Origin of the sequence: Dolomitihabitans soli (assembly GCF_022213955.1) — a bacterium.
GTDB lineage: Bacteria > Actinomycetota > Actinomycetes > Streptosporangiales > Streptosporangiaceae > Streptosporangium_A > Streptosporangium_A soli.
In genome coordinates this window covers 184020-210047 of the sequence record NZ_JAKNTW010000024.1, presented here as the reverse complement: position 1 = coordinate 210047, position 26028 = coordinate 184020, and the positions used below count along the sequence as shown (strand labels likewise).

Annotated in this window: 20 protein-coding genes; 8 read left to right on the top strand and 12 right to left on the bottom strand. The window is 70.3% G+C overall.

Translation table 11 applies throughout. From position 1 onward, the window contains the following. The 3 genes from MBA17_RS36175 to MBA17_RS36165 all read right to left on the bottom strand — a co-directional run. A partial coding sequence (locus MBA17_RS36175) for a ThuA domain-containing protein (RefSeq protein WP_238501994.1) occupies positions 1-1559 on the bottom strand: 1559 nt, incomplete at its 3' end. Positions 1560-1613: 54 nt separating this feature from the next. Then, a complete protein-coding gene (locus MBA17_RS36170) occupies positions 1614-4418 on the bottom strand; it encodes a carbohydrate-binding protein (RefSeq protein ID WP_238501993.1) in 2805 nt (934 codons plus the stop codon). A 298-nt stretch (positions 4419-4716) separates the two neighbouring features. After that, positions 4717-5937: a saccharopine dehydrogenase family protein gene (locus MBA17_RS36165; protein ID WP_238501992.1), complete on the bottom strand. Its 1221-nt coding sequence runs from the start codon at positions 5935-5937 to the stop codon at positions 4717-4719. Between the two features lie 327 nt (positions 5938-6264). Here MBA17_RS36165 and MBA17_RS36160 point away from each other — a divergent pair, with 327 nt between their 5' ends. Further along, complete coding sequence (locus MBA17_RS36160) at positions 6265-6648, top strand: hypothetical protein (RefSeq protein WP_238501991.1); 384 nt, start codon at positions 6265-6267, stop codon at positions 6646-6648. Here MBA17_RS36160 and MBA17_RS36155 read toward each other — a convergent pair. Then, complete coding sequence (locus MBA17_RS36155) at positions 6605-8458, bottom strand: serine/threonine-protein kinase (RefSeq protein ID WP_238501990.1); 1854 nt, start codon at positions 8456-8458, stop codon at positions 6605-6607. The genes MBA17_RS36160 and MBA17_RS36155 overlap by 44 nt on opposite strands. A 60-nt stretch (positions 8459-8518) precedes the next feature. Then, a complete protein-coding gene (locus MBA17_RS36150; protein ID WP_238501989.1) occupies positions 8519-8776 on the bottom strand; it encodes an MFS transporter in 258 nt (85 codons plus the stop codon). Between the two features lie 156 nt (positions 8777-8932). On the opposite strand from MBA17_RS36150, the gene MBA17_RS36145 reads away from it, so the two are divergent. Continuing rightward, positions 8933-9484: a hypothetical protein gene (locus MBA17_RS36145; protein ID WP_238501988.1), complete on the top strand. Its 552-nt coding sequence runs from the start codon at positions 8933-8935 to the stop codon at positions 9482-9484. Then, positions 9481-11124, top strand: coding sequence for a cytochrome bc1 complex cytochrome b subunit (gene qcrB / locus MBA17_RS36140; protein WP_238501987.1), 1644 nt, complete (start codon positions 9481-9483; stop codon positions 11122-11124). Before MBA17_RS36145 ends, qcrB begins: the two co-directional genes overlap by 4 nt. A gap of 149 nt (positions 11125-11273) precedes the next feature. Here the strand turns inward: qcrB and MBA17_RS36135 are convergent, their stop codons facing one another. The 4 genes from MBA17_RS36135 to MBA17_RS36120 all read right to left on the bottom strand — a co-directional run bounded on the left by MBA17_RS36135 (position 11274) and on the right by MBA17_RS36120 (position 15574). Then, entirely contained in the window at positions 11274-12728 is a 1455-nt protein-coding gene (locus tag MBA17_RS36135; protein ID WP_238501986.1) for an acyltransferase family protein, read from the bottom strand. Positions 12729-13031: 303 nt separating this feature from the next. Beyond that, positions 13032-13628, bottom strand: a complete 597-nt coding sequence (locus MBA17_RS36130) for a hypothetical protein (RefSeq protein ID WP_238501984.1) — start codon at positions 13626-13628, stop codon at positions 13032-13034. Positions 13629-13943: 315 nt separating this feature from the next. Continuing rightward, positions 13944-14363 carry a hypothetical protein gene (locus MBA17_RS36125; protein ID WP_238501983.1) on the bottom strand — a complete coding sequence of 140 codons (420 nt, stop codon included), beginning with the start codon at positions 14361-14363 and terminating at the stop codon, positions 13944-13946. Positions 14364-14620: 257 nt separating this feature from the next. Then, entirely contained in the window at positions 14621-15574 is a 954-nt protein-coding gene (locus tag MBA17_RS36120; protein ID WP_238501982.1) for an acyl-CoA desaturase, read from the bottom strand. Positions 15575-15813: 239 nt separating this feature from the next. On the opposite strand from MBA17_RS36120, the gene MBA17_RS36115 reads away from it, so the two are divergent. The 4 genes from MBA17_RS36115 to MBA17_RS36100 are packed head-to-tail and all read left to right on the top strand — an operon-like array spanning position 15814 to position 20363. After that, positions 15814-17121: a cytochrome P450 gene (locus tag MBA17_RS36115; protein ID WP_238501981.1), complete on the top strand. Its 1308-nt coding sequence runs from the start codon at positions 15814-15816 to the stop codon at positions 17119-17121. Continuing rightward, positions 17118-18701 carry a peroxidase family protein gene (locus MBA17_RS36110; protein ID WP_238501980.1) on the top strand — a complete coding sequence of 528 codons (1584 nt, stop codon included), beginning with the start codon at positions 17118-17120 and terminating at the stop codon, positions 18699-18701. Before MBA17_RS36115 ends, MBA17_RS36110 begins: the two co-directional genes overlap by 4 nt. Continuing rightward, a complete protein-coding gene (locus tag MBA17_RS36105; protein ID WP_238501979.1) occupies positions 18698-20104 on the top strand; it encodes a hypothetical protein in 1407 nt (468 codons plus the stop codon). Before MBA17_RS36110 ends, MBA17_RS36105 begins: the two co-directional genes overlap by 4 nt. 16 nt (positions 20105-20120) lie before the next feature. After that, the gene (locus tag MBA17_RS36100) at positions 20121-20363 is read left to right on the top strand and encodes a hypothetical protein (RefSeq protein WP_238501978.1); all 243 of its coding nucleotides are present in this window, start codon (positions 20121-20123) and stop codon (positions 20361-20363) included. An 8-nt stretch (positions 20364-20371) separates the two neighbouring features. Here the strand turns inward: MBA17_RS36100 and MBA17_RS36095 are convergent, their stop codons facing one another. Continuing rightward, on the bottom strand, positions 20372-21925 hold the full coding sequence (locus MBA17_RS36095; RefSeq protein WP_238501977.1) for a flavin monoamine oxidase family protein: 1554 nt from the start codon (positions 21923-21925) through the stop codon (positions 20372-20374). Positions 21926-22087: 162 nt separating this feature from the next. Between MBA17_RS36095 and MBA17_RS36090 the strand changes: the two genes are divergently transcribed. Further along, positions 22088-22489, top strand: a complete 402-nt coding sequence (locus MBA17_RS36090) for a YchJ family protein (RefSeq protein WP_238501976.1) — start codon at positions 22088-22090, stop codon at positions 22487-22489. Between the two features lie 43 nt (positions 22490-22532). On the opposite strand, the gene recD2 is transcribed toward MBA17_RS36090, so the two are convergent. Further along, on the bottom strand, positions 22533-24665 hold the full coding sequence (gene recD2, locus MBA17_RS36085) for an SF1B family DNA helicase RecD2 (RefSeq protein WP_238501975.1): 2133 nt from the start codon (positions 24663-24665) through the stop codon (positions 22533-22535). A 132-nt stretch (positions 24666-24797) separates the two neighbouring features. Further along, positions 24798-26015, bottom strand: coding sequence for a cytochrome P450 (locus tag MBA17_RS36080; protein ID WP_238501974.1), 1218 nt, complete (start codon positions 26013-26015; stop codon positions 24798-24800). Between the last annotated feature and the right edge of the window lie 13 nt (positions 26016-26028).

The following is a 26028-nucleotide window of genomic DNA, read 5'->3' as shown; positions in this document are numbered from 1 at the left end:
GGGACGGTGACGGTGCCGAGGAGGGTGCCGGTGGGGGATCCGGAGCGGATTTGGATGGCTCCGCCGGCTCCGGCGGAGGAGATGCGGGCGCTGAAGGTGGTGGCGCCGGTGGTGGTGACGGTGTTGTAGGCGGTCCAGTCGCCGTTGTTGATGTATCCGGCGGTCTTGCCGCCGCTGGCGGTGGCGTGGTCGGCGGGTTGGACGCCGGAGTTCGCGGTGTACGACTCCGCCTCGGTCGTCGTCGGGGTGCCGCCGCCGCCGAGTTCCTTGATCCGGATGTTGCGGAACGCCACGTCGTCGTCGTTCCCGTGGTTCTGGATCCCGATGTGGCCCTGCCGCAGCGATCGCGCCGGGTCGGTGTTCGTGAAGTCGTTGATCTTCGTGCCGTTCAGGAAGACCTGCAGCCGCTCGCCCTCGACCCGTAGTTCGTAGGTGTTCCACTGGCCCGGCGGATTGAGGGCGGCGTCACGGGCGGCCGTGTCGGCGGACTTGAAGCCGTACACCGCTCCGGTGGTCTTGTCGGCGCTGTCGCTCGCGTCGATCTGGACCTCGTACCCGTTGTTGATCGCCGACTGCGGATCGCCGGACTGCGGGAAACCGAGGAAGACGCCGGAGTTGTCGTCTCCGGCCATCCTCCAGTCGAGCTTCAGCGAGTAGGAGCGGTACTCCTTCGCCTGGTACCAGTACAGGCCCATGCCGCCCTGCGAGGTGAGCGTGCCGTCGGCGTTGGCGAAGCCGCCCGGCCCGGCCTGCGACCACCCGCCGGTCGACCCGTTGTAGAGGGGCGTGTAGCCGGTCTCGGGACGGCAGTCGGCCTTGGCGTACCCCGCCGCGTAGCGGATGCCGCCGAGCAGCAGGGTCCGGAGCCCCGGTTCGGCGAAGGACGCGGCGGTGTGCCCGAGCCCGGTGTAGAACGCCCTGCCTGCGGCCTGGGAACGGCACCACGTGATGGGGTGGTCGCCCATGTCGCCGCCGCTGTAGCTGCCCTCGTCGAGGGTCTGCAGCACTTTCGCGGTCGACCGCGGGTTGGTGCGGTAGTTGTACCACTCGTCGGTCCGGGTCCAGGCCGGCCCGAGGTGGGCGGTCGCCGCGTGCGACCGGTCCTCGGTCCGCACGGTGGCCTGCTGGATCGCGGGATGGCTCTTGAACCAGGCGCCGGCGAGTTTCTCGTAGTACGGCCAGCCGTACTCGGTGTCGGCCGCGGCGTGGACGCCCACGTACCCGCCGCCGCCGTCGACGTAGGACTGGAGCGCGGCCTCCTGCGTGCCGTTGAGGACGTCGCCCGTGGTGCTGAGGAACACCACCGCCTTGTATCCGGCCAGGTTGGCCGGGGTGAAGGCGCCGCTGTCCTCGGTGGCGGTGACGGTGAAGTTGTTCGCGGTCCCCAGGTTCCGGATGGCCTCGATGCCGGCCGGGATGGAGTCGTGCCGGAAGCCCGCCGTCTTGGAGAAGACGAGCACCTGGTAGGCCGGATCGGCGGCGTGCGCGGGCGCGCTGGTGGCGACGAGCGCGGCGGCCATGGCGATGGCGACGGGAATGCGGCTGAATAAACGATGCATTGCTGTCCCTTTCGCGCCGGTGGGGCGCGTTCGCGCGCCCCACCGGCGACCACGTCACCTGGTCAGGGTGAAGGTGTCGATGTCGAAGAGGTAGCCGGTGCCGGTTCCGGTGAAGACGAGGTGGAGGGGTCCGGTGGCGTTTCCGGTGAGGGGGGTGGTGATGGTTTGGAAGGTGTCCCAGCTGCCGGTGACCGGGACGGTGACGGTGCCGAGGAGGGTGCCGGTGGGGGATCCGGAGCGGATTTGGATGGCTCCGCCGGCTCCGGCGGAGGAGATGCGGGCGCTGAAGGTGGTGGCGCCGGTGGTGGTGACGGTGTTGTAGGCGGTCCAGTCGCCGTTGTTGATGTATCCGGCGGTCTTGCCGCCGCTGGCGGTGGCGTGGTCGGCGGGTTGGACGCCGGAGTTCGCGGTGTACGACTCCGCCTCGGCCGTCGTCGCCGTGCCCGACGTGGCGAAGGTGAACGCGTCGACGTCGAACAGGTTGCCCTGGCCGGACGGCCCCTTGAAGACGAGGAACAGCGTCGTGGTCCCGGCGGGCGCGCCGGTCAGGTTCGTCGAGACGTCGACGAAGACCTCCCAGCCGCCGGTGACCGCCACGGGCATCGAGCCGAGCAGCGTGCCGGTGGCCGAACCGGCCCTGACCTCGATCGTGCCGCCGGCGCCGCCCGAGGAGACCCTGGCCGTGATCTTGGAGGCGTTGCTCAGCGCGTAGGGCTGGAAGGAGATCCAGTCGCCGTTGTCGGTGAACCCGACGGTCTTGGCGCCCTCCGCGTTGCCGTGCTCGGCGATCTGGATGCCGGACTGCGCCGTGAAGTGCTCGGCCTGCCGGTGCCTCGGCTGCAGCGTGCGCGCGCTGTGCGTGGTGAGACCGCCCTTGTCGGTGTACTCGGCGTCGAAGACGCCGTAGATGTTGGCCGCGTCGTCGTGCTCGCCGTCGACCGGCACGGTGAGGGTGCCCGCGCACCCGTTCTTGGAGGTGATCTGGTGGTTGTGGCTGTCATGTCCCAGCAGGTAGGTGACCTTGACCTTGGTGCAGTCGATCGTGCCGTCCTCCGGGTCGCTGACGTTGACCTGGAACGGCACGGTGTCGCCGAAGGAGAACAGCTGCCCGTTGGCGGGCACGGTGAGCGACACGGCCGGAGCGCTGTTGCCGGCCGTCACCACCAGGCTCGCCGTCCCGGTCAGCCCCTGCGGATCCCGGACCGTGAGCGTCGGCGTGTAGGTGCCCTTGGCCGTGTAGGTGTGGGACGGATTGGCCTGCGTGGACGTGCCGCCGTCGCCGAAGTTCCAGGAGTAGGTCAGCGCCCCGCCCTCGGGATCGGAGCTGCCCGCGGCGGAGAAGGCGACGGTGAGCGGCTCGGGGCCGGAGGTCCGGTCCGCGGACGCCTTGGCGATCGGGTTGCGGTTGGTGCCGCCGATGTGCTCCACCCGGTAGAGCGCCTGGTTGCCGCCGCCGGTGCCGTAGTCGAGCACGTAGAGGGCGCCGTCCGGGCCGAAGGTCATGTCCATGACCTGGGTGCCGGTCCACGGGAACGCCGCGATCTCGCCGGCTGACCCGTCGGTCTTCACCTCGATGGCCTTGATCCAGCGCCTGCCGTACTCGCCGGCGAAGTATCTGCCGTTCAGCGACGCGGGGAACTTGACGGTCGAGGCCAGGCCGGCGTCGTAGCGGTAGACGGGCCCGCCCATGGGCGACTCGGAGCCGGAGCCGAACTCCGGGGGTGACCCGGCGTCGCCGTACTTGATCCAGCTTGGCTTGGCGGGCGGGAGCGTGGCCAGCCCGGTGTTGCGGAAGGAGTTGTTGGCGGGGCCGCCCGCGCAGTCGTACTTCGCGGCCGAGGGACCGCTGGGGAAGGTGTACTCGTTGTACGTCTCCGCAGTGGTGTTGGTGCCCGTGCAGTACGGCCAGCCGTAGTTGCCGGGCCCGGTGATCCGGTCGAACTCGACCTGGCCGCCGGGGCCGCGGGCGGCGTCGGCACCGCCCGCGTCGGGACCGTAGTCGCCCAGGTAGACGATGCCGGTCGCCTTGTCCACCGACATGCGGAACGGGTTGCGGAACCCCATCGCGTAGATCTCGGGCCTGGTCCTCGCCGTGCCCGCGGGGAACAGGTTCCCCGGCGGGACGGTGTACGTGCCGTCGGCCTGCGGCTTGATCCGCAGGACCTTGCCGCGCAGGTCGTTGGTGTTCCCCGAGGACCGCTGCGCGTCGAACTGCGGATTGCGGTTGGTCCGCTCGTCGAGCGGGGAGTAGGCGTTGGACTCGAAGGGGTTCGTGTCGTCGCCGGTGGTCAGGTAGAGGTTGCCCGCGGCGTCGAAGTCGATGTCCCCGCCGACGTGGCAGCACTGGCCGCGGTCGTTGGGCACCTTCAGCACGACCTTCTCGCTGGCCAGGTCGAGTGTCTCGTCGGCCTTCAGGGTGAATCGCGACAGGTGCAGCTCGCCCTTCCACGGCTCGAAGTCGGCGGCGCTGCCGGTGGCCGGGGCGTCGCCCGCCGGGGTGGTCAGCTTCGGCGAGTAGTACAGGTACACGTAGCGGTTGGCGGCGAAGGCCGGGTCCGCGGCGATGCCCTGCAGGCCCTCCTCGTCATGGGTGTAGACGTCGAGCTTGCCCGCGGACTTGGTGTTGCCCGCGGCGTCGGTGACCCGGATCGTGCCGTCGCGGGCGGTGTGCAGGACGGATCGGTTCGGCAGCACCGCCAGGGACATCGCCTCGCCGAGTTCGGCGGGCCCGAGGGCGAGCTGGACCTGTTGGTAGTCACCGGGGGGGATGTCTGCCGCCTGGGCCGCCGGGCCCGCGACGACGCCGGCCATGACCAGCAGCGTCGCGGTGAGCGTCCGTGGCCACGATCGTGGTGACATGGAGCTTCCTTTCCTGACCTTAGGGGGGTTGAGTCAGGCAAGGCGCACGCAGCCGCGCGTGCTGCCGGAGAGCGCCTTGTGTGGCATCGCGGCTCGCCGATGACGCCGCGAGCTTGACGATTTGCGCGAGTGTTTCGCGTGATTCGAGGTTGTTTCCAGGAGATTGCGAGATTTCTGCGATGTTTGCACCCAGCGCTTGCTCTGTCAAGGCGCGTTGTGAAGTCCGCGGGTTCGCCGACCGGTCGCACTGAGCGAGAAAGTACAGTCACTGTAAGGCCGGGGCGGCCGCCGTCCTACGTCAGTGCTCGCGGATGGCCCAGGGGGAGCCGTACGCCGTCAGCAGGTCGAGGAAGGGCCGCGGCTCGAACGCCTCGGGGCCGAGCACGCCGGCGCCCTTCCACCTGCCGCCGGCGAGGAGTTCCAGGGCGACCACCGGGTTGACGGCGGCCTGCCAGACGACGGCCTGCGAGCCGTACTCGTTCATCGACCACTGGTTGTCCACGACGTGGTAGAGGTAGACCTCGCGGGGCTCGCCGTTCCTGGTGCCCTTCACCCAGGTGCCGGCGCAGGTCTTGCCGTGCATGCGGCTTCCGAGGGCGGCCGGGTCGGGCAGCACGGCGGCCACCAGGTCGCGCGGCGAGACCATGACGGGGCCCCGGTCCGAGGCGACCCGGACCGGCTCGGTGCGGTCCAGGCCGAGCGCGCGCAGGGTGGTGAGCTTGGTGATGAAGTCCTCGCCCAGCCCGTACTTGAAGGTGACGCGGCCGGCGTCCACCCAGCGGGGCACCAGCAGCACCTCCTCGTGTTCGACGTTCACGCACTCGACGGGACCGATGCCCGCGGGGAAGTCGAAGATCTCGGGCTCGCTGAACGGCTCGGTGGTGAACCAGCCGCGGTCCCTCTCGTAGATCGTCGGCGGGTTCAGGCACTCCTCGATGGTGGTCCAGATCGAGAAGGACGGGGCGAACTCGTAGCCGTCCACGGTGAGGTTCGCGCCGTCCCGGACGCCGATCTCCTCGATCTCGTCGAAGAGCTCGTCCGCCGCGTACCGGGCGAAGACGTCGGCGAGGCCGGGTTCCACGCCCATGCCGACCAGTGCCAGCCGGCCGGCGTCCGCCCACTCGGCGGCCCGCGCGAACTGGTCGTCCCCGAGCTTGACGCCACACCGCTCGTAAGGGTGCTCGGGATGCGGCCGGGACATGGACATCGCCATGTCGAGGTAGCCGGCCCCGGCCGCGAACGCGGCCTCGAACAGCGGCATCACGAAGCGCGGGTCGGTGGCGTTCAGCAACACGTCGCACCGGTGCGCGGCCAGCAGCCCGGCGACCGCCGCCTGGTCGGCCGCGTCGACCCTGGCCGCGGTGAACCGGTTCTCGTCCCGGCCGAGGGCGGCGACGGCGGCCTCGGCGCGGGACAGGTCGTAGTCGGCGACGATCACGTGGTCGAAGAACGTACGGCGGGCCGCGATGCGGGTGATGGCGGTGCCCACGCCACCGGCTCCCACAAGAAGAATGCGCATGATTGATCACCTTTAGCCGTATTTGGGGGGCGCACCTGCCCATGAAAGGCCCGTACGCTGCGATCTCCAGTGCGTGGATCATGCCGGGTGCCGCCGGTGTGGTGTCCATACGGGAGCGGAGCCAGATCTGGCGCGCGCAGCGGTTCGCTCACCCGAACGCCCTTCCACCTGAAGGCAATGGTCTCGTCCGCAGTCTGCCGGTTCCGGCCCGGGAGACCCTCCCGATCGGGGACTCTGGGCTCCGCAACGGGTTTCCCTGCAGCTGGAACGTCCGTACGGCAGGCCGTGCCGTACGGGAGACCGACGAAAGGAAAGATCATGCACCGGATGGCCATCACCTTCCTGGCTTTGGCGTTCGTCACGGTCGCCGGCGCGCCGGCCGCCGTCGCCGAGCGGGAACAGCGGGGCGCGGGCTCCGCGTCATCGGCGCTTCCCGCCAAGGGGGCGCGAGTCCACCCGTGCTTCGACGGACGATGCAAGATCACCGTGTCCAGGCCGGTGAGTTTCCGCATCGACAGCCGGTACGGGTTCAGCAGGCTGTCGATCGCCAAGGTCGGCTCCGGCTCGGTGCGGGTGAGGGGGACGGGGAGCGGGGTCTTCAACGAGGTGGTCCTCGGCCCCGGCGCGAACGGGACCGTGAACGACCTCGCCGTGCGCGTCTCGTCGGTCACCCGGCAGACGGCGACGGTCCACCTCGCTCCGGTCCGGTGACCGAGCCCGCGGGGGGCGGGGGCAGTCCGGCGGCGGCCGGCCGGGCCAGATCGGTGGCCAGTTCGCAACGCCGGGCGGCGGATCCCGGACCGCTGACCACGACCAGGAGCAATTCGGCCACGGGCTCCCCGCGTGAGTCCGTCGTCGGCCGGTGCACGACCTGGACCTGACACGTCTCCTCGCCGTAGCCTTCGGACTCGACGAAGGCGGCACGGTCGCCGAGCCGGATGGGACGGCCGTCGGCGCTGGTCAGCGGCTGATTCCGGTCGAAGCGCACGAGCAGCGAGGACCGGCTGGCGGTGCTGTGCCAGCGGCACCACCAGCCGGCGAAACCCGCCTCGGAGCGAAGCGGATCCACGCCGGGGAACCGGGCGAGCGCGCCGGGGCCGAGGAGCGCGCAGGCGTCCACGTTGATCAAGGACGCGGGCTCGGCGGGTGTGCGCCGCCGCGGGATCTCGCCCCTCGACAGCACCGCGACCGCGCTCGTCGTGGCCGCCTCGGCGATGGCGCAGAGATCCGCCTCGCCGTCGCCGGTCTGCCGGGCGTCGATCTGCACGCGGTGCCGGTCGGGCAGATGCACCGAACGGCCGCAGGTGGAGCCGTCCGCGGGCTGCCGGACGATGCCGAGGGCGCCCGCCTTCTCCAGGACGCCTTCGGGCGCGGACTCGCCGTACAGCTCCACCTTCACGTCTACCTCGCTGTCACCGTCCGCCCGCACGATGACGTCGCACCGGTTGAAGTTCCCGAAATGGGTCTCCTGCCGGGCCTCGCCGAACCTGGCCAGCGCCGCCGGATCGGTCAGCGCGCAGGGGTCGGCCGTACGGGGGTCGCCGACGGCGGGCACCGGGCGCGGACGGGCCAGGTCCCGCGCCGGGGCGGGCGGCGCGCCGGGCAGCACGGCGGCCAGCAGCCAGCCCGAGACGGCCAGCGCGATGACGATCGTGCCCGCCGCGACGGCGATCCGGCGTCTCGATCCGCGGCGCGGGCCGTCGGTGTCGCCGTCGGCGGCCGGCGCGACCGCCACGTCCTGGAGCATTTGCTCGGCCTGCGCGGCCGTGGGCCGCTTCGCGGGATCCACGTTCAGCAACACGGACAGCACCGGGGCCAGCGCCCCGCCGCGCCGCGACCGCGCGATGTCGCCCTGCGCCGCGCGCCGCAGGAGCAGCAGGGGATTCCCGGGGGGCCCGCACGGCGTCGTGCCCTCGACCGCCGCGAACAGCGTGGCGCCGAGGGAGAAGACGTCGGACGCCTCGCTCGGGTCCTCTCCGCCCGCCACCTCGGGGGCGATGAAGCCCGGCGTCCCGAGGATCCGGCCCGTGTCGGTCAGCGTCATGTCGCCCTCGACCACCCGGGATATCCCGAAGTCGCCCAGCTTGGCATGCTGGTCGTCGACCAGGAACACGTTGGCGGGCTTGACGTCACGGTGCAGGACCCCCGCGGCGTGCACGGCCTGCAGGGCGCGGGCGAGCTGGACGCCGATCCCGGCCACCCGACCGGGCGGCAGCGTGCCCTGGCCGGCGAGGCTGCTGGCCGGCACGTACTCCATGGCCAGCCACCACTCGCCGCCGTCGGCCACCAGGTCGAACAGGGTGACCACGTTCGGATGGTTCACCCTGGCCAGGATCCTGGCCTCGCGCCGCAACAGCGCGATCCGCTCGGCCGCGCGCTCGGCGCCACCGGACAGGGCCCGCTTGACCGCGATCACCCGGCCCAGCTCCTCGTCGGTGGCGCGCCAGACGACCCCGTTCCCGCCGGAACCGATCCGCTCCTCCAGCCGGTAACGGCCGGCGATCAACTGACCGATGCGCACCGCCCCTCCGATCGCCGAGGGACTGAGCGCCCCGCCGTACCAGCAATGCGGAACCCAAAACTACGACACGCGCGCCCGCCCCCGGTGTGAAACGACCCAGGTCGCGAGGCTCCCCGGCGAGCCCCGCCCGTTATCGCCCGCTTCCGTACGGCAGAGCTCGCCGCCGGCCTCGGAGATCGCCGAGGCGGCGCCCGCGCGTTCCGTCGGCGCCGCGCCGACGATCAGGTCGGTGCTCAGGGTGGAGGCGGGGGCGACGCCGAGCCCGAGGATCACCGAGCCGGCGATGACGACTGTCCACTGGTCCGGAATCACATCCACGCGTGACCGCCCGGCGTCCAGGTCAAAAGGTCTTATGTCGCTGCCGCCAACAGCATCCGTTTTGTCCGGAAAAGCACAGTAAAGCGTAAAAACAACCTGTAACCGGCATGAACCCCGCTTCGAAGGTGGAAGTAGCGAGGGGAGGTTGTAGGCCGGATGGACCACTTGCTAAGCCAGCTGACGGGGATCCTGGACGCGTTGGACGCGAGGCTGCCCAGCGTGCGCTTCCGGGTGCGCCGATTTCCTGACGGCGTCCCCTACCTGCGGCTCACCGATCTCGAAGTCAGGCGGGCGGCGTTGTTCGTCCAGGACGGACAGTGGATCTATCTCGGCGAGGACCGGTCGGGCACCGCGTTCGAGAAGGTCGTGGGACAGGTCGGCGACCCGCCGGAGGACGTGGTGGGACAGCTCGTCGAGAGACGAGGCGTGCCCCGGCCGCGCGCCCTGCCGGTTCGCCTGGCCTGGGCGCTGGCCGTCGGCGTCGCCTCGGCCGCGGGCGCCTGGATCCTGCTGGCCGTGATCCTGGCCCTGCTGGTGCCGGGAGACGGTTACATCGAAGGCTCCCAGGCCCTCCCGAAGTTGCTCAACGCGGTGGCGGCCGTGGCCGGTCTCGGGATCGGCTGGTGGCTGGCCCTGCGTTCCTGGCTCTCCTCCTGGTCGCTGCCCGTCCGTGAAAGCCCGAAGCCGGCTCCGAGGGGGAGAACATGACCGCCGCAGGAAACGCCCGTCCGATTTCGAAGCACATCGAGGGTCCGAGCAGTTTCATCGACGACCGGATCGGCGCGGGCAACTTCCTCAAGCGCAACCTCAGGAAGATCTTCCCCGACCACTGGTCGTTCCTGCTCGGCGAGATCGCGCTCTACTCCTTCATCATCCTGCTGCTCACCGGAACGTTCCTGACGTTCTGGTTCGAGCCGAGCATGGGTCACGTCGTCTACGACGGCTCCTACGCGCCGCTGCGCGGTGTGACGATGTCGGAGGCGTACGCGTCGTCGCTGGACATCAGCTTCGACGTGCGCGGCGGCCTGCTGATGCGCCAGATGCACCACTGGGCGGCGCTGTTGTTCATCGCCGGCATGATGGTGCACATGCTCCGCGTGTTCTTCACCGGGGCGTATCGCAAGCCGCGCGAGCTCAACTGGATCATCGGCGTCCTGCTGCTGACCCTGGCGCTGGTGGAGGGCCTGACCGGCTACTCGCTCCCCGACGACCTGCTGTCCGGCGCGGGCCTGCGGATCACCCAGGGTGTGATCCTCTCCCTGCCGCTGGTCGGGACCTACCTCTCCTTCTTCCTGTTCGGCGGCGAGTATCCGGGCGAGGACGTCGTCGGGCGGTTCTTCACCCTCCACATCCTGCTCATCCCGGGCCTCCTGGTCGCGTTGGTCACCGCGCACCTGATCCTGATGTGGGTGCAGAAGCACACCCAGATGCCCGGCAAGGGACGCACGGAGAACAACGTGGTCGGCGCGCCCTTCCTCCCGTCCTTCATGGCGAAGTCGGGAGCCTTCTTCATGTTCACCTTCGCCGTCATCGCCGGTATGGCGACCTTCACGCAGATCAACCCGATCTGGGCGTTCGGTCCGTACTCGCCGGCCGACATCTCGGCGGGGTCGCAGCCCGACTTCTACATGGGCTTCCTGGAGGGCGCGCTACGCATCATGCCGGCGTGGGAGATCAACTTCCTGGGGTACACCCTGCCGCTGAGCGTGCTGATCCCGGCGCTGGCGCCGATGGGCATCATCCTCACCGGCCTCGCCCTCTACCCGTTCCTGGAACGCTGGGTGACCGGCGACCGGCGTGAGCACCACATCGTCGACCGCCCGCGCAACAACCCGCACCGCACCTCGATCGGGATGGCGGCCATCACGTTCTACGGCGTGCTCTGGCTGCTCGGCGCCAACGACGAGATCTCGGCGAACTTCCACATCCCGCTGTTCGTCACCACCTGGTTCGGCCGGTTCGCCATCATCCTGGGCCCGATCATCGCCTACGCCGTCACCTACCGGATGTGCCTGGGCCTGCAGCGCAGCGACGCCGCGGTCCTCGACCACGGGGTGGAGTCCGGCGTCATCAAGCGCCTGCCGCACGGTGAGTTCGTCGAGATCCACGTGCCCCCGGCCACCGACATCGCCGCGCACATCCGCGGCAAGAAGCCGATCCCGATGATCGAGGCCGGCGCCGAGGGGCGGGGCGTACCGCCGAAGGGCCTGCGGGGCCCGCTCGGCCGCCTGCGCGCCAGAATGAGCCGGGCGTACGGCGGGGAGAAGGTCCCCATGGACGGACGCGCAGAGCAGGAGCGGCCTGCCGAGATCGCCTCGGGCGGAGACGAGGGCAGAACTCTCAGATGAGGATCACCCCGACAGGTACGCGGGGCTTCTTCGCGGCGTCCACCAGCTCCGCGCAGGTCTTGTACGGCGAAGCCTTCGGCACGGACGGTGAGCCCGGTCGGTGAGCCGTCACCCTCGCAGCAACGTGTCGAGCCGGGCGCAGCGAGGGGTCAGCCGGCGGAGGAGAGCCGCCACCGGGCGAGCCGGAGGGCGGCGGCTCCGGCGAAGTAGGTCAGCAGGGCAGGAGTCGGCATGCCCGCGGGTCCGTGGTCGCCCTGACCGGCCAGGGCGACGCCGAGGAGCCCGGCGAGCACGCCGCCGGCGCCGGCGACCGTGAGCACGGCCTGTCCGATCCCGGAACCGGCCCGCTTTCCGGCTCGCTTTCCGGCCCGCCTGCCGGTTCGCCGCTCGACGGGCCCGAACATCGCGACGAGGATGGCGAGGATCAGCGCCAGGACGGCGAGCCAGGGGAGACGCAGCAGCAACCACTCCGGCGACCCGGCAGAGACCGCCGGCATGATTCCGGTCGGGTAGAGGGCCAGCGCGCCGAGCACCGCGGCGGTCATGTGCCAGAGGAACACCGTCATGATCACCGAGTTGACCGCGACCACGCCCGTCCACACCGCGGGCCGCCGCAGCCAGCGGCTCACCCGATCGTGGCAGGCGAGGACGATCCCCGTCTGGGCGGTGGCGAAGGCGAGCAGGGCGAGCGTCGGCGGTGAGGTGTTCTGCAGAGTCTCCCCGGCGACCCCCACCATGCTGACCGGATACGGACCGGCCACGGTGAGCACCACCAGGACGATCAGCGAGACCCCCGCGAGCGGCAGCGCGACCCCGCGCCGGGCGGGCAGCCGCCCGTCCTGCCAGGCGAAGCCGAGCTGGTGGATGGCCAGCCAGGCGAACAGATAGCTGCCCACTGCCAGGCCGGGCCCGAAACCGGTCAGGCGGGCCAGATCACCCGCGCCGACCAGGGCGGCCAGCACGATCGGCACCGCCAGGCCCGCCCGCCGGTGGGCGGCGTGCAGGAGCGGGGTGAGGAACACCGCGGCGAAGTAGGCCACCAGGAACCACAACGGGATCGACGCCAGCCAGACCGCCGTGCCGATCAGGCCGGGGTCCGCGCCCAGACCCCGCGCCACCAGCGCGGCCACGCTCAGCGAGGCCAGCAGCGCGGTCGTCGGCCGGACCAGCCGGTCGGTACGGCGCAGCACCCACCCCGTGGCGCCGCCGCCCCGCTCGTGCTGCGAGCCGAGGGACACCGCGTTCGCGAAACCCCCGATCAGGAAGAAGACCGGCATGACCTGGAACAGCCAGGTCAGCGGCCGGGTCCAGGGCAGCACGTCGAGGACGCTGCCCCCCTGGAAGCCCCTGCCGCCGCCGTAGGTCACCTGGATGGCCAGCCAGTGCCCGGCGACGACGGCGGTGATCGCGAGGGCCCGCAGAAAGTCTACGTAGCGCTCACGTCCAGGTGGCGTGCGTTCGGCCAGCAGCCGGGCCCGCCGGAACGCCCGCCCCGCCGTACGGCAGGCCAGCCGGTTGACCGGCCCGCTCCCGGACACCAGCGCCACCGCCGCCGCCATCACCGCCAGCGCGCCGGCCCAGGACCAGCCGCCCCATCGATCCATCCCCGATCAGCCCTCCGGGTCAGGAGACGCCGTCCATCGACGGGCCCCTGGGACAATTACCAGGCTCATGTGCCGTTGACCTCGGAAGGCGGTCCGCCGTGACGCATCCGCAGGAGTCCGGACCGATTCGGCCGGCTGCCCGAGCACGCCGGCCCGGTCCGAGGACGTGTCCGAGACGTCGAACAGCACTCCGCGGATCGTCATCCAGGCCGCCTCGTGAGCGATGTCGGAACCGATCATCGTCCGCCGGTCGTGAGATCGGCGGACGATGAGCCCCCCTGGCTGGGCGCCGTCGGCCGTGGTTCAGGAGTGCGCGTGGCCGCCGGGGCAGACGACCCGGGGGTTCCAGGGCTCGAACAGGCCCTTCGGGTTGTGCATGAACAGCCAGATGTGCATGTCGTAATGGATCGCCCCGCCGTTCGCGTGCGGCTCCATCGGGCCCTGGAACTCACGTCCGAACAGGCTCGGGCGATCTTCCGGGGTCGCGAGGAGCTGGTCGTCGTCGTTCTTGATGTACTCGATGGCGCCCAGTTCCCGTCGGTCGCGCACGCCGGGCACGTAGACCAGCACCTCGGGCTGGAGGGGCAGCAGCCGTGGGTCCTGGATGAGCCGCTGGTTGGCGTAGTGGTAGCCCATACCGCCGATGGGCTTACCGTCGGCGCCGGTGAACTGGAACTGGGAGCAGTGGTCGGTCCGTACGTAGCCGTATCTCTCCGCGACCGCCGGGTCCTTGAACTTCTCCATCGCGGCACGGAGGCGGCTGAGCCAGTCGGTCTGCGCGGCGGACCGGTTCAGCGAGGCGGCGCCGGTGCCCGGCGTCTGGGCGAGGGTGGGCGGCGAACTCGCGAAGGCGGTCCCCGCGCAAACGGTGGCCAGCAGTGCGGCTGTCATTCTTCTCATGACTGTGATTCTCAGTCGCCGGCCATTGACATAAACGCCTGAATGGATCAAATATCCCCGATGTCGACCATCTATAAAGGACAATTAACGCATCTAGCAGCTATTGGCCGCTTCGCCTGCGTGGCCGATATCCGAGGCGATGGTCCGGCGGAATATCTAAATGCCAGGATATTTGCGGAAAGTTACTTATGTCCCCCGCCTGCACGCAAAGGTGCTCGCCGGTCTCGATCCTGCGCACGGCCACCGGGCGGATGGGGCCGCCGCTTCGACGGCGACGTCAGGGTCCTGTCGCGTCTTCCTGGGAGGGCGGGTCCATCACGAGATGGATCCGCGTATCGGTGTTCCGCGTAGCTCGACTCGACATGCCGCGTACGCGTAGCGAGAGGGGGAGTCCTTGCAGCGGATGTGGTCCTGCAGATCGCGGTCGGGGAACACGGTGATGAGGATGCCGGTGTGGATCGACACCGCGGCCATGATCAGGATCGTGAAACTCGCGACGGCCTCGCGGACCCGCGTACGGCCCTCGATCGCGTTGATCGTGTCGTGAACGGTGATGCCCAGTCCGAAGAGGAAACCCACGCCCATCATCGGCCACGACCACCAAGGGTAGCCGTGCAGATAAATGTCGTTGAAGTACGACTCCGATGCGTTCAAGCCCCATGCCGTCCAGGCGGGCACCTGCGTTCTGAACCACGCGGAGGACACGGGGTCGGAGAATGCCAGTTGAAAGAGCATGAAACAGAAGCTGAGGACGGCCAGAACGTCCAGGGTTAATCGTCCTCGCGAACGGCGGCCACGTGTGCTTCGGGTCTCAGCGGACGCGGCGGATTCATGCTCGGTCACGTGCCCTCCACCATGGCGATCTTCTCGCAGCCCATAGGGAGAACGAGCGACGATACCCGATGCGTTCCGGAACGGCGGGCCCCGCCGCGTAGGTGATCTCCGGCTTCCAGAGATCCCGCCATAATGGGCGGCAGCTGAGCGCGGGGCGTTTAGGAGCTTCTGTCCGCGCGGCGGGCGGTCAGGCGTCGGGGGTCCGGCCAGTGCGCGCCGTACACCCAGCCCGCTTGTTCGAACCAGCGGATCAGGCGGGCGCTCGGGTCGAGCTGGCCTTTGAGGACGCCGTGGCGGGCGCAGGTCGGGTCCACGTGGTGCCAGTTGTGCCAGCCCTCGCCGAGGGTCAGGAACGCGACCCAGCGGACGTTGGACGAGCGGTCCCTGGTCGTGAAGGGGCGGTCGCCGAAGGTGTGGGCGATGGAGTTGACCGACCAGGTCACGTGGTGCACCACGGCGTAGCGGACCAGGCCGCCCCAGAAGAGGGCGGTCCACGCGCCCGTCCACGACATCGACCACAGCCCGCCGGCCGTGGCGGGGAGCAGGAACGACAGCACGGCGACGGCCGGGTAGGCGGCGTCGAACCGCCGGACGTCCGGATCGGCCATCAGGTCGGGCACCCAGTGCTGCCGGCTGGAGCGGTCGCGCGCGGTGTAGAACCAGCCGACGTGGGCGTGCGCCATGCCGCGCAGCAACGCCAGGCCGCTGTCGCCGTAACGCCACGGCGAGTGCGGGTCGCCGGCCCGGTCGGCGTACTTGTGGTGGCGGCGGTGCTCGGCCGTCCACAGCGTGACCGGGCCCTCCAGGGCCATCCCGCCGGCCAGCATGAGCGCGATGCGCAGGGGCCTGCGGCACCTGAAGGCGCGGTGGGTGAAGTGCCGGTGGTAGCCGATGGCGATCCCGAAGATGCTGACCAGATACATGACGGTGGCGATGACCGCGTCGCGGGGCCCGATCCCCCAGCCCCAGGCGACGGGGACCGCCACCACCAGGACCAGGACCGGCAGGATCACGAGGGCGATCAGATAGGCGGTGCGGCGCCCGGCGGTGACCGTCACCGTTTCGGCCCTGCCCGGCTCCTGCCGGCCTGATGGGAAGGCCGATGCGGTCATGTTCCTCCCTCAGGGGCGGGCCGTCCGTTCCGGCCACTCATTCAACGGTCGAACGCCCGGCTCGCGGGAGTTGCCTAAGAGTGACGAATCAATCACCCAGGGGAGTCAAAACACTGCATTCCGGAGTCATCCTGTGGCACTCTGTGGCCTACCTAGATTGTGACTGCGGAAAGTGATGATCTTTTTACGCCATGGCTTCCGTAGATCGGTGACACGGACGAGACGGAGGGTCCAACGGCATGGGTGCTGTCGGTCAGGCGACCACGGGCGACCATCTGGCGAGATACGACGCGGCCATGGCGCGTGACCCGATGGCCGCCTTCGCGCTCGTCCGGGAGTGGATGCGCACCGACTGGCGTGCCCTGTTCGCGCAGCTCCGCGAGCGGCGGCCGGTCTTCGTCACGCCCGCCTTCACCGTCGTGACCCGTTTCGCCGACGTCACCGAGGTGCTCTCGCTGGAGCAGGTCTTCACGGTCCGCGCCTTCGGTCCGCGCCTCGACGCGGCCCTCGGCGGGCCGTTCATGCTGGGCCGGGACGCGACGCCGATGAACTGGCGGGAGAAGGGGCTCATGCAGGTGATGCTCGCCCCGCAGGACGCGGCGCGGCTCCGCGACCTCGTCGGCCGGATCGCCGACGAGGCCCTCGACGCCGCCTCGGCGACCGGGCGGATCGAGGCCGTCGGCGAACTCTTCCGGCACGTCGCCCTGCGTGTCTGCGGAGAGTACTTCGGCTTCCCCGGTCCTTCCCCCGCGATCCTGTCGGGGTGGACGCGGGCCGTGGTCACCGACGGATTCGCCAACTTCCACGGCGACCCGGAGATCCAGGCCGCCTCCGTCCGCGCGGGCGGGGAGATGATGGCCTACCTGCGTGGCCTGCTCGCCGAACGCCGGGCCGACATGGCGGCGGGGCGGCCGCTGCCGGAGGACGTCTTCTCCCGCCTGATCCGCACGACCCTGCCGGCCGAGGTGGGCGTCGACGACGAGCGACTGCTGATAAACATGGCGGGGTTGCCACTGGGGTTCGTGGAGAGCGGGCCGGGAGCGATGGCGGAGGCCGTCGAGCAGATCATGATCCGCCCGCAGGTGCGGGCGGCGGCCGCTGCCGCCGCCGTGGATTCGGACCCCGCGCGCTTCGATCCCTATGTCTGGGAGGCGCTGCGGTTCAGCCCGTTCTTCAAGCTCCTTCCCCGGCTGTGCGAGCGCGACCACGTGCTGGCCGCCGGCACCCCGCGCGAGACGCTCGTCCCCGCCGGGACGTTCGTGCTCGCCGCGCCGGCGTCGGCCATGTTCGACTCCGACGTGGTGGAGGCGCCCGACGAGTTCCGCCTCGACCGGCCGGGACACCTCCAGCTCTACTTCGGCCACGGTCACCACGCGTGCCTCGGCGTGCATCCCGCCAGGGCCGTCATCTGCGAAGTCGTGCGCCGCCTGCTGCGTCGTCCAGGGGCGCACCCGCTCCCGCCGCCCGACGGGGCGCTAGTCCGCGACCACGGGATCTTTCCCGACCGGTTCGTCCTGGCACTCGGCCCCGACACCAAGGAGGGGTGAAGGTGCCGCGGAGCGCGAGAGGCATCGCCACCGACGGCGCCGCCAACCGTCTGAGATTCCTGGCCCTGACCCACGGCCGCCCGCTGTGGACCCTCGCCCAGCACGTCCAGCCCGTACGGCGGCGCCTCAACGCCACGCTGATCGACCACGCGATCCGCGAGATGGCCCCACGGCCGGAGCCGTTGAGCACCATGGCCGACTACACCTCGTGGGGGTCCTTGACCGACCGCACCTTCAGCGGGCGGCACCTGCCGCCGTTCGCCGGGCCCGCGGCCGGCCGGCCCACGCCCGAGCAGGCGGCCGACCTGTTCGCCCGCGGCGACACCATGATCCCGTGTCCCCGGTCCACCGTGCTGTTCGCCTACTTCGCCCAGTGGTTCACCGACGGGTTCCTGCGCGGTGACACGCATGTGCCCAGGGATCCGCGCAAGAACAGCTCGAACCACCATGTCGACCTGAACCAGCTCTACGGGCTCGACCCGGTGGTGACCGCCGCCCTGCGGACGTTCGACGGCGGGCGGCTCAAGAGCCAGACTCTCAACGGCGCGGAATACCCTCCGTACCTCTGCGAGAACGGCGAGATCAAACCCGAGTTCGCCGCGCTGACGGTGATCAGGTTCGACGAGCTCGCCGCCGCCCAGCGCGACGCCCTGTTCGCGCTGGGCAGCGACAGGGGCAACATCCAGGTCGGCTTCACCATGCTCACGGTGCTGTTCCTGCGCGAGCACAACAGGGTGGCGCGCGTCCTGGCGGAACACCATCCGCGCTGGGACGACGAGCGCCTGTTCCAGACGGCGCGGAACATCCTCATCGTGCTCCTCATCAAACTGGTGGTCGAGGAGTACATCAACCACATCACGCCTTACCACTTCCGCTTCACCCTGGACCCGCGGCTTCCCGCCATGCTGGCCCGCGCCGCCTGGCACCGGCAGAACTGGGCCTCGGTCGAGTTCAACCTCGTCTACCGCTGGCACAGCCTGATCCCCTCCACCCTGTCCGTGGGCGGCCGGGACCTGCCGCTGGCGGAGACCATGGCCGGGGGAGCGCTCATACCCGAGCCGGGCCTCGGCCGGCTCTTCGAGGACGCCTCCCGGCAGCGTGCCGGTCGCATCTGCCTGTTCAACACCGACCCGGTGCTGCGCCCGGTCGACGTGGCCAGCATCGCCGAGTCGCGCGCGCTGAGCCTGGCCCCCTACAACAGCTACCGGGAGCACTGCCGTTTCCCCCGGGTGCGCGGCTTCGAGCAGGTCTCCGGCGACCCGAAGGTGGTCGGCGCGCTCCGGGAGCTCTACCGGGGAGTGGACGACCTGGACCTGTACGTCGGCCTGTTCGCCGAGGAGCCGGGAGCCCCGAACGCGATGCTGCCGCCGCTGCTCACGAAGATCATCGCCATCGACGCCTTCTCGCAGGCGCTGACCAATCCGTTGCTGTCGCCGCGGATCTTCAACGCCGCGACCTTCTCCCTCCCCGGACTGCAGATCATCAGTGCCACCCGAACGCTGTCGGACCTGGTCCACCGCAACGTCCCGGAGGACCCGCGGCCGCGTTTCGTGAGCATGACCCGGCGGGAAGAGAGATGACAGGCCGCGAGCCCGCCGCGGGCGACCCGGTCATGGCCGCGAGGCTGCTGCGGCTCGCGGCCCGCGAGGTGGCCGACATCGGGGTGACGATCCACGAGGCGTCCGTGCACGCCACCGCGGCGCTCACCGACGGCGTCCTGATGCGGGCCCCGGTGCGCGGGTATCGGGTGCAACGCGCCCTGCTCCACGCGCTGACGAACCGGAGAGGTCTCGGCTACGCGGTCGCGGGCGGGCGGCTGGGCGCTCTCGCGGCCAGGCTCGGCGGTATGACCGGCGCGGAGAGCCTGTCCATCCTCGTCCTCGCCACCTCGTTGCGGTTGCGGATCACCGCGGTGGCCCTGGTCCATCCGGAGCTGACCAAGGACCCGCTGCTGGCCAGGCTCGTCGACGCGGTCGGCGCCGACCGGGACGTAGAGTCGCTCCGGGCACTGCGCGCCCTGCTGAAGGACCGCGGCGCGGTCCGCACGCTCAGCGAACTGGCGCCGGTCTTCGGCGAGGTCCTCGCGCTGCGGGCGCTGCTGGACGAGAACCCGCTCAACGACACCGCCGCGTGGCTGATCGCCACCGGGAAGGGGTACGCCACCGCCGACCCGATCACCGGAATGAGCAACAGGGTCATCGCGGTCCTCGACGTCGGGGAGGGCGCCGCGCGGCGGGTGGAGCTCGACCCCGCCGAGACGGGGCGGCTCGGTTCGGCGGGATCGCTGGTCGGCTTTCTCCGCAACATCGGCGTCATCGGGACGACCGGGCGGATCCTCATCCAGAGCGTGACAGGGCCGGACGGCACGGTTCGCCACGTCGTCCAGGTGCCCGGCATGAGCCCGGGCCGCCCCGACAACGACTCCCCGCAGGATCTGCTCGGCGCCTTCAGCAGCGCCGTACTGGACAGCAGCCCCTACAGCCGTGCGCTGATCAAGGCCATCGACGACTTCGGTATCCCGCGGCAGGCCGAGCTCGCCCTGATCGGGCACAGCGCCGGCGGAGCGGCGATCATGAACCTGGCGCAGGACACGGCATTCTGCGCCCGGTACACCGTCACCCACGCGGTGACCGTCGGTTCGCCGGTCGACTTCAAAAGGCCCGCCGACCCGCGGACCTGGGTCGCCAGCGTCACCAACCAGCACGACATCATCCCCACCCTCGACGGGCAGGGCGCGGGCGGTTGCTTCGACCTGCACCCCGACTGGTACGTCGTGGACTACTCCGACGCCACCCACCTGTTCCCGATCTGCCACAGCATCGAGCACTACACCGCCAACATCGAGAACGATCTGCCCGAGGCCCGCGAGTTGATCGACGACCGGCTCACGCCGTACCGGGGACCGGTCACCCGCTCACAGGTCTACCTGTTGTTCGACCAGCTCTCCCCGGACCCCTCAGCCGGCCCGGGGAGCACCGCCTGACCGAGGGAGCATCCGGATGCCCGCCGTTCCAGACGCGATCGCCGTCCACGCCGGAGTCCTGCGGTCCGACGCCCGTGCGCTCGTCGAGTGCGCCGAGCGCCTGCGCGAGATCGGGGCCCGGCTCGACGAGGACGGCATCGCGCCGCAGTGGCTACGGGAGACCGTGGCCGCCCACATCGCGGCGTGCGCCGCAGCCTCCGACGATCTGGCCGAGGCCGCGACCCGGTTGCGCGTCCACGCCGCGAGGACGCGTCGCTGACACCCGGCTCAACGAGCGCCGTCCCGCTGGACGGGCGCGGGAGCCTCGTGTACGGCACGCGCGGCGCTGATTCCTGATTCGAGCGCGCCCTCGATCCACGCGTGCCACAGGGAGCAGTGCTCACCGGCGAAGTGCACGCGGCCCTCCTCGGCGATGATCGCGTCGTGCAGATTGGTCTGCTGGTGCGGCTCGAAGAGGGCGAAGGCGCCGGCGGCGTAGGGATCGTCGTACCAGGCGTGGGTGAGACCGAACTCGAAGTGCTCGTGGATCTCGGGATGGATCTTGGCGACGTCTTCCAGCGCCTGCTCGACCCGCTTGTGCGGTGGCATCGCGCCCCACCTCAGGGCGTCCTGGCCCCAGGTGTAGCTGGCCAGCATGATCGACCGGTCATCGCCCTCGACGCGGTGCGACGGGTAGCAGATGCGCCGGATCGGCAGGTCGGTGACCGTGGTGCCGCCGACGATGCCGTCGGTCTGCTCCCAGAAGGGACGCCGGACCTGAAAGAGGATCTTGGTGGACGCGTTGTAGTTGAGCTCGCGGATGGCGCGCTGCTTGCGGCGGGAGAAGGCGGGCCGGGTCTCGATGTCACGCAGCACCGAGAACGGCACGGTGCAGATGGCGTAGTCGCCGGTGAGCGTGATCTTGCCATGGCCGGTTCTGACCTGCAGGGTGACGGAGCGGTCGTCCTGCTCGATGGCGATGACCTCGTGGCCGAACCTGATGTGGCTCTTGAGCTCCTGGTAGAAGGCGGTCGGCAGCCGGTCGGCGCCGCCCTCGATCTCCTGCATGTCCTCGAAGGCCCGGCCGATGATCTCGCGGAACTGCTCGATGACCGCGGCGTTGAGGTTGGCCTCCCGGAAGCTCATCACCCCGTAGAGCTCGATGGCCCCCTCGGAGAAGCCGCGCTCACGGAGGAAGCTGCGGATGGAGTACCGGTCGTACTCGGTGAAGATCCGGTCCAGCGCGTTCTCGCCCTCCTGCGCGTAGAGGTCGTGGATCTCCTGTGTGGCGGTGCTCCACAGGTCCTCGTAGGTGCGGCCACGCTCGTGCGCGGCCAGTCCGAAGTCGATGATCCCGGGGTTGCGGTTCAGCTCCCGCATCGTGGTCCTGACGCCCTGGATGTAGGCCAGGGTGTCGGGGTTGCCCATGACGAACGGGCGCAGGGCCAGTCCGAACCGCGCGCAGTACGCCAGGGTGAGGTCGTGCACGCGGGGGATCCGCATCGCCCCCGCTTCGGCGTACAGGCCCGGTGCGAAGCCGCGGAGGGTGAGCACACGCCCGCCGACCCGTTGCTGAGCCTCCAGCACGATGGGCTCGTGACCCTGCCGCATGAGCTCGTAGGCGGCGACCAGGCCCGCCATCCCGGCCCCGATGACCAGCACCCGCTTCCCGGGACGGCCGTCCGGCGGCAACCCGTGCTCGGCGGTCGCCACCAGGTCGGCGGGCACCCTGACGTCGGGGCTCGGCCGGGGCGCGCCGGCCGCCACGGACTCCGCGGGCATGGCCGAGCCGAGTGATCCTGTGGCGGCGTGCGGGTCGTTGTGCTGCGCTTGTGCGGACATCAATGGGTTCACTCCCGAGGGGTATGGTTGCGACCGTCGCGCTAAGCAAGCAAATGATTGCAAATAGTGACGCCGTTGCCAAGGGGCGCGGGTTGTCGAAATCGCACAGGGCGACTGACGTCTCACGCACCGTCGCGCTTGCGAGGGGGCACAATTAGCGGCATGTCCCGACGCCACACACCACCTCCTCGCGCCCTCGCGTGCCCGTGCGGGCTCTCCGCGTCCTACCGGGACTGCTGCGGGCGGCTGCACAGCGGGAAGGCTGCCGCGCCCACCGCCGAGTCGCTGATGCGTGCACGATTCAGCGCCTTCAGCGTCGGCGACGACGGCTATCTCCTGCGTACCTGGCACCCCGCGACGCGCCCGCCCCACGTGGATCTCGCCGGGGCGACCCGATGGGTGAGCCTGGAGATCCTGGAGACCACCGGCGGAACCGCCTTCCACACCGAGGGCACGGTCCGTTTCCGCGCCCACTTCGTCGAGCACGGGAACCCGGGGTCGCTGGACGAGAACAGCCGCTTCACCCGGCACGAAGGCGCCTGGGTCTACCTGGGAGCACTCTGAGCGCGCCGACCCGGGTCACCCGCCACTGATGGACTTGAGGAGTTCAGCCGAGCGGGGACAGCAGAAGCCTTCGGGTGAGGCCGGTGTTACGGCGGTGGCCGAGCCGGTGGACGGCCGTTTCCAGGGCTTCCCGCTGGCCGACGAGGACCACCCAGGACCGGGCCCGGGTGACGAGGGTGTAGAGGAGCCTGCGGCGCAGCATGATGCCGCCGGCCTCGGCGACGATCGGGGCCACCACGAAGGGATACTCGCTGCCCTGGGAGCGGTGCACGCTGATGGCGTACGCGTGGGTGAGGTCGTCGAGCTCGTCGAAGCCGTAGGTCACGGTCTCCCCGTCGTCGAGCAGGACCTCCACGAGCCGGTCCTGCTGGACGATCGCGGTGACCGTGCCGGTCTCCCCGTTGAAGACGCCCTTGTCGTAGTTGTTCCGGACCGGCATGACCCGGTCGCCGGTCCGGAAGACGGTGGAGCCGGCCCAGTGCTCCGCGTCGCCGTCGCGGGCGGGGTTCAGCCGTTCCTGCATCATCCGGCCCAGCTGGGCGGTGCCCGTCACGCCCTTGCGCATCGGGCACAGCACCTGGACCTGGCCGGGACGCACGCCCTGCTTACGCGGGATCGCCACGGTGGCCAGATGGACCACCCGCTCGGCGACCCGGTCGGGGTCGTCGAGCTCCTCGAACCAGAAGCCTCCCCGCCCGGGGAGATCGGGCAGTCCGCCGGTCCGTATCCGGTGCGCGGCCTGGATGATCCCGCTCCCGTCGGCCTGGCGGAAGACGTGGGTCAGCCGGACCCGCGCGATCGTCTCGACGCGCAGCAGGTCGGCCAGCACGCTGCCGGGCCCGATGCTCGGCAGCTGGTCGTCGTCGCCGACGAGGAGCAGATGGCTGCCGGCCGGGATGGCCGAGACGAGCCGGGTGGCCAGGTTCAGATCCAGCATCGAAGCCTCGTCGACCACGATGAGGTCGGCCTGCGCAGGCGTCTGCTCGAACAGCGTGCCGGGGTCGGGGTCCGGCTCGTGGGCCAGCATCCGGTGCACGGTCAGCGCGGGCATGCCGGTCAGCTCCGACAGGCGCTTGGCCGCCTTGCCGGTCGGCGCGGTGAGGGTGACCGTACCGCCCGACGCCTTCACGGTCGCCGCGACGGTTTTCACGGTGTGGCTCTTGCCGCAGCCGGGGCCGCCGGTCAGGATGGACACCGTGCTGGTCAGCGCCATGGTCACCGCCGCCTGCTGGTCGTCGTTCAGGCCGGGGTCCTCCGCCCACGCGCGGATGGGCAGGGTCGACGCGGCCTGCCCGAGCCTGGTCAGCTGAGCGGCCAGCTTGAGCTCGCGGCTGTGCACGTGCTTGGCGTACACCACGACCGTGCCGGAGGCGCCCGCGGAGGCTTCGACGACCACCCGGCGCTCGGCGGTGAGAACGTCGACCATCTGGCGGACGATGTCCTGATCCTGTTCGACCAGTTCGGCGGCGCTCGCGAGCAGGACGGGCAACGGCAGGTAGCAGTGCCCGTCGCGGGCGGCGGCCGTCTCCAGCCGGTCCAGGACGGCGGCCTTGATCCGCTCCGGGCTGCGCTCCGGCACCCCCGACCGCAGGGCGATCCGGTCGGCCGTGCCGAACCCGATCCCCCTGACCTGGCCGATGAGCTGGTACGGGTCGGCGGCCAGGACGTCGGCCGAGCGCGCGCCGTACAGCTGGTAGATCTTCGTAGCGAGCAGCGGGCTGATCCCGAAGCCCTGCAGGAACACCATCAGCGCGGCGATCGCCTTCTGGTCCCGCCACGCCTCGACGATCTGCCCCTGCCGGGCCGGGCCGATGTTGACGATCTCCCTGAGCCGTTCCGGCTCGGTGTCGATGACTTTCAGCGTCGCCTCGCCGAACTGGCTGACGATCGCGTCGGCGAGCCGCGGGCCGATGCCGCGGATCAGGCCCGAGCCCAGGTAGATCTTGATGGCCTGCACCGTGGACGGGATCACCCGCTCCGACGCGGTGACCGTCAGACGGCGGCCGTGCCGCGGATGCTCGCTCCACTCGCCGATCAGCCGCAGCGTCTCTCCCGGCTGCACCCCGGCGAGGGCCCGCCCGGCGGCGACGAATCCGGGCATGCCCTCGGCGCTCATCCGCGCGACCGTGTACTCGTCGTCGCGGACGAACACCAGACTCTCGACGGAGGCTTCCACGGCAGAGATCCAATCACCTCGTACGGCTCCGCGATCCGTCGCCGCTGACCCGCACCTTAGAAAACAGGACCGACAAACTCCCGTCTCACCCGGTGGCCGGAGCGGCGGCGGTGGTACGGCGCGGCCGCCGGGTCAGGTCATCTCGTAGCGGATCGGCAGGTGCTTGAGGCCGCCGACGAACGTGGTGGCCACCCACTGGGGATCGCCCGCGGCCTCCACCGAGGTCAGGCGGGACAGCAGTTCGGTGAACAGGGCCCGGACCTCCATCCGCGCCATCGCGGCTCCCAGACAGTAGTGCGCGCCGAAGCCGAAGGCCAGGTGGCGGTTGGGAGTGCGGCCGACGTCGAAGCGGAAGGGGTCGTCGAAGACATCCTCGTCGCGGTTCGCGGACGGGTAGCACAGCAGCAGGGAGTCGCCCTGCCGGACGGTGACTCCGCGCAGTTCGTAGTCGGTGGTGGCGGTCCGCATGAACTCCTTCACGGGGGTCACCCAGCGGATCATCTCGTCGACCGCGGCCGGCATCAACGAGGGGTTCTCCCGGAGCCGCGCGAGCTGGTCGGGGTGTTCCATGAGCGCGTGCAGGCCGCCCGCGATGGTGGAGCTGGTGGTGTCGTGGCCGGCCGTCGCGATGATCACATAGTAGGAGGCCGTGTCCAGATCGTTCAGTCCCGCGTTGGCGATCGCCGAGGCGAGATCGTCGGTCGGATGCGCCCGGCGGGAGGCCGTCAGGTCCTGGAAGTAGGCGAGGAAGTCCACCAGCACGCTGAGCTGCGCCTCAGCTGTGTCGCCGCGCCGCCGGTGGGGGTCGGCGCCACCGAACAGCTCCTGGGTGAGCGTGAGCATGCGGGGGAAGTCGCTCTCCGGCAGCCCGAGCAACGAAAGGATGACGTACAGCGGGTAGTGGGCCGCGATGTCGGCGGCGAAGTCGCACTCGCCGGAGAAATCCATCATCCGATCGACATAACGCTTGGCGAGCACGTCGATTCGCGCCTGCATCCGGCGCATCGCGGCGGGTTTGAACCAGTCGGCGCCGATCGCCCGGAACACCTGGTGGTCCGGATCGTCGATGTGGACGAGCGTCCGCAGCCTCACCCCGGTGGCGATCATCTGCTCCTCCGTCGAGATCGCCGCGAGCAGCGGCCGGGGAGCGTTGAGGAACAACTGGTGCTGCCGTTCGATCTCCAGCACGTCGGCGTGCCTGGTCACCGCCCAGAAAGGGCGATAGTTGCCGCCCTCCACCCAGTGCACGGGCGATTCCCTGCGCAGCACCGTGCACGCCTCGTGCAGCCTGGCGTCGTCGGCGTAGGCGGTGGGGTCGATCAGGGTGATGCCTGCGTCTTGCAGTCTCATGTGTCCTCCGTAT

What these genes read in the sequence shown, in the direction of transcription:
- MBA17_RS36105 (WP_238501979.1), top strand. Translation starts at nt 18,698, where the DNA reads ATGACAGGCCGCGAGCCCGCCGCGGGCGACCCGGTCATGGCCGCGAGG.
- MBA17_RS36165 (WP_238501992.1), bottom strand. Translation starts at nt 5,937, where the DNA reads ATGCGCATTCTTCTTGTGGGAGCCGGTGGCGTGGGCACCGCCATCACC.
- MBA17_RS36135 (WP_238501986.1), bottom strand. Translation starts at nt 12,728, where the DNA reads ATGGATCGATGGGGCGGCTGGTCCTGGGCCGGCGCGCTGGCGGTGATG.
- MBA17_RS36095 (WP_238501977.1), bottom strand. Translation starts at nt 21,925, where the DNA reads ATGTCCGCACAAGCGCAGCACAACGACCCGCACGCCGCCACAGGATCA.
- MBA17_RS36125 (WP_238501983.1), bottom strand. Translation starts at nt 14,363, where the DNA reads ATGCTCTTTCAACTGGCATTCTCCGACCCCGTGTCCTCCGCGTGGTTC.
- MBA17_RS36090 (WP_238501976.1), top strand. Translation starts at nt 22,088, where the DNA reads ATGTCCCGACGCCACACACCACCTCCTCGCGCCCTCGCGTGCCCGTGC.
- MBA17_RS36130 (WP_238501984.1), bottom strand. Translation starts at nt 13,628, where the DNA reads ATGAGAAGAATGACAGCCGCACTGCTGGCCACCGTTTGCGCGGGGACC.
- qcrB (WP_238501987.1), top strand. Translation starts at nt 9,481, where the DNA reads ATGACCGCCGCAGGAAACGCCCGTCCGATTTCGAAGCACATCGAGGGT.
- MBA17_RS36145 (WP_238501988.1), top strand. Translation starts at nt 8,933, where the DNA reads ATGGACCACTTGCTAAGCCAGCTGACGGGGATCCTGGACGCGTTGGAC.
- MBA17_RS36080 (WP_238501974.1), bottom strand. Translation starts at nt 26,015, where the DNA reads ATGAGACTGCAAGACGCAGGCATCACCCTGATCGACCCCACCGCCTAC.
- MBA17_RS36170 (WP_238501993.1), bottom strand. Translation starts at nt 4,418, where the DNA reads ATGTCACCACGATCGTGGCCACGGACGCTCACCGCGACGCTGCTGGTC.
- MBA17_RS36100 (WP_238501978.1), top strand. Translation starts at nt 20,121, where the DNA reads ATGCCCGCCGTTCCAGACGCGATCGCCGTCCACGCCGGAGTCCTGCGG.
- MBA17_RS36160 (WP_238501991.1), top strand. Translation starts at nt 6,265, where the DNA reads ATGGCCATCACCTTCCTGGCTTTGGCGTTCGTCACGGTCGCCGGCGCG.
- MBA17_RS36115 (WP_238501981.1), top strand. Translation starts at nt 15,814, where the DNA reads ATGGGTGCTGTCGGTCAGGCGACCACGGGCGACCATCTGGCGAGATAC.
- MBA17_RS36120 (WP_238501982.1), bottom strand. Translation starts at nt 15,574, where the DNA reads ATGACCGCATCGGCCTTCCCATCAGGCCGGCAGGAGCCGGGCAGGGCC.